The sequence below is a fragment of the Caldicoprobacter sp. genome (genome assembly GCF_047459465.1).
GTDB lineage: Bacteria > Bacillota > Clostridia > Caldicoprobacterales > Caldicoprobacteraceae > Caldicoprobacter.
This window is the reverse complement of the sequence record NZ_VSCO01000176.1, coordinates 1-3,268: the sequence shown is the minus strand read 5'-3', so window position 1 is coordinate 3,268 and position 3,268 is coordinate 1. Positions and strand designations below refer to the sequence as shown.

The following is a 3,268-nucleotide window of genomic DNA, read 5'->3' as shown; positions in this document are numbered from 1 at the left end:
AAACAATCACACCCGCTACATCTCACGCCGGCCTTCCAACGCTTTTGATAGCGTAACCTCATCAGCGTACTCCAGATCCCCGCCAACGGGCAGTCCGTGGGCAATACGTGTAACCTTTATGCCCATGGGCTTGAGCAGTTTGGATATATACACGGCCGTCGCTTCACCTTCCACATCGGGATTGGTAGCCAGTATAACTTCCTTCACCGTATCGCCGCTTACCCGCGCAATGAGCTCCTTTATCCTTATATCATCGGGTCCTATGCCGTTCATAGGAGATATGACACCATGGAGCACATGATAAAGGCCATGAAAATCCCGCGTTTTCTCCATAGCAATGACATCCCGCGGGTCTTCCACCACGCATATGACGGAAGGATCCCTCTGTGGATTGGAACATATCCTACAGGGATTCACATCGGTAATGTTTTGACAGACGGAACAATATCTGATCTTGCTTTTAACCTCGGCAATAGCGCTAGCAAGCTGCCCCACCTGCTCATCGGGCATGTTTATGATATAAAAAGCTAGCCGCTGAGCGGTCTTATTTCCAATGCCCGGGAGTTTAGACAATTCACCGATCAGCCGTGCAATAGGTTCAATGTAGTAGTCCATATCATTACCTCTCTCATATTTTTCGTTTTCTCTCTATAAAACGCATTGCGGCGAGTTTTTCAATCCGATTATATCCTGCTTTCAGCACAAATAAAGATGTCATATGCCTTTTTCCAAACTCTATCATTAAACCAAAAAACGCCTACAACTCACCCTATAGGCTTAAATCAGAGCTAATATTAGATGGCCTGGCAAATCCATAATACCGCCCGTTTGAAATCAAAATAAGATCTCTATCAGAAAATGCCGGGTATAGACAAACCTCCCGTTAATTTGCCCATCTCTTCCTGTACCCTTTCATCTACTCGCCTTAAGGCCTCATTCACAGCTGCCACTATGAGGTCTTGGAGCATTTCAACATCATCAGGGTCTACCGCCTCTGGAGCGATCTTTACCTCTACAATCTCCTTCTTCCCATTGGCCACAACGGTAACCACTCCGCCACCAGCCGAAGCCTCAACCGTCATTTGCTCCAGCTCTTCCTGAAGCTTTGCCATCTGCTCCTGCAATTTTTTTGCCTGCTTCATCAGCTGATTCATATTGCCCATACCAGGAAAACCACCTGGAAATCCGCCTCGTGCCATTGCTTTATATTCCTCCTTTTCTCTCACATAAACACAACCCTTTTTTCTATTATATTGGCTTTCCTATCAATCATCAACTACTTCCACAAAATCAGCACCAAATATATCTATAGCTTTCTCTAATATATCCTCATTCTGAAAACTCTCTTTTCTCTCATCGGTAGTATGCCCCTGTGCGGCTAAAACACATTTGACCTTTACCTGTTTACCTGTCACCCTTTCAATAACTTTTTCAACAAAACTTCTATTTTCTTCCTTGTTTATTGATTCCATAAAAAATTGTTGATCCGGAGAAAAGCTTAAAACCGCTACACCCTTTTCTTCTAGAGCAAATCCGCAATCCTTTAATAATCCATACAATGCTATACGCTCTTTCTTTATTGTTTCCAGTACCTCTGCCCAGACGTTTGCTGCATCTTCATCATAGTTGTTGCCTTTTTCTCCTTCCTTTAAGCCTGTCGCCCCATCTTTCTCAACCGCTTGAGACTTACCTGCAGCCCGTACGCTTCTTTTAGAAGGCGATGGCTGTTTAACCACAACACCGCTCTCTATCTGCTGTTCCAGCTTTGCCACCCTGTCCAGCAGGGCATCCAACGTCACATCTTGCTCCGGCCTACAAATCTTTACCAGAGCTATCTCCAACGCAACCCTGGGCTGAGAACTCCATCTCATCTCCGATTCGGCGCTGCACAAGATATCTATGGCCCTTGTCAACCTTTCCTGGCTAGCCTTCTTGGCCTGCTGCACATAGGCTTTAAAGGTATCTTCCCCCACATCCAACAGCTGTTTAGCGTCGTTACACACCTTAACTACCAACAAATTTCTCATATGGTTTATTAATTCCTTCAAAAATACGCCTACGTCTCGCCCATCGTTTATAAGCTGTTCAACCTGATAGAACAGCTCAGAAACATTCCCCTCTATTATATTCTCTGCCACGGTGAAAACAAAACCTTGATCTGCTGTCCCCAGTACTGCCAGCACATCTTCATTGGAAACGGTATCACCGCAAAAGCCTATGCACTGGTCCAAGAGGCTCAAAGCGTCCCTCATGCTACCTTCTGCCCATCGAGCAATGGTATATAAAGCCTCAGTTTCAACCTGTATTCCCATCCGGCCTACTATCTCTGCCATCCTACTTACAATATCCTTGTTGGCTATCCTCTTGAAGTTAAACCTCTGACACCTGGATAGAACAGTGGCTGGCAGGCGGTGAGGTTCTGTGGTAGCCAGGATAAATATTATATGCTCCGGTGGCTCTTCTAGCGTTTTGAGCAAAGCATTAAAAGCTCCCATAGAAAGCATGTGCACCTCGTCTATGATATATACCTTATAACGTCCAACCACAGGAGGATACTTGACTTTATCCCGCAGCTCTCTTATCTCATCCACTCCATTGTTGGAAGCGGCGTCTATCTCAATTATATCCATGCTGCTGCCCGTTGAAAGTTTTTGGCACACTTCACATCTAAGGCATGGATTGCCGTCTACTGGATTCAAACAGTTGACGGCCTTGGCAAGCACCTTGGCCGTGCTGGTCTTGCCCGTGCCCCGTGAACCGCAAAACAGATAGGCATGGGCAATGCGGTTACTCTTTATCTGATTTTTTAGTATGCGTATGGTAGCATCTTGTCCCACCACTTCATCAAAGGTTTCAGGCCGCCACTGGCGATACAGTGCCGTATATCTCAAACCGCTCACCCGCTCTCCCGTGTAAGATATAACCTATATAGCCAATGTCTATCAAAATTTAAGCCAAATGCTCTTCAAATCGCATAGACCGTCTTACGTCTTGGTGCAAAAAACGCACACTTTCAAATACAGCATTTTATAGGCATTCCCAATAAAGGAACCAGGATACGTAAAACCGCGCTCATGATTGGGCCTAATCTATTATAACATAAACAACCACAAAATGTAGCCAAAAAAATAGATAAACTGCGGCTTAAGCCGCAGCTTGCTGTAATAGTAATGCCGTGCACCTGCCTTCGATTTGACACCTACAGGCGGGAATCGAACAGTTTACTCCGACCAGGCTACCCTGCGGCACACGAAAACATCTACTTACT

At 45.4% G+C, this 3,268-nt stretch carries 3 protein-coding genes; all 3 read right to left on the bottom strand.

The window, feature by feature from the left end:
* Window positions 1-15: 15 nt before the first annotated feature.
* The 3 genes from recR to dnaX all read right to left on the bottom strand — a co-directional run bounded on the left by recR (window position 16) and on the right by dnaX (window position 2,891).
* Entirely contained in the window at window positions 16-615 is a 600-nt protein-coding gene (gene recR, locus FWJ59_RS08850) for a recombination mediator RecR (protein WP_414481578.1), read from the bottom strand.
* Window positions 616-851: 236 nt separating this feature from the next.
* Window positions 852-1,199 (bottom strand): YbaB/EbfC family nucleoid-associated protein, encoded by a 348-nt coding sequence (locus tag FWJ59_RS08845; protein WP_414481579.1) that lies wholly within the window; start codon window positions 1,197-1,199, stop codon window positions 852-854.
* 66 nt (window positions 1,200-1,265) lie between these two features.
* On the bottom strand, window positions 1,266-2,891 hold the full coding sequence (gene dnaX, locus FWJ59_RS08840) for a DNA polymerase III subunit gamma/tau (protein WP_414481577.1): 1,626 nt from the start codon (window positions 2,889-2,891) through the stop codon (window positions 1,266-1,268).
* Window positions 2,892-3,268: the final 377 nt, after the last annotated feature.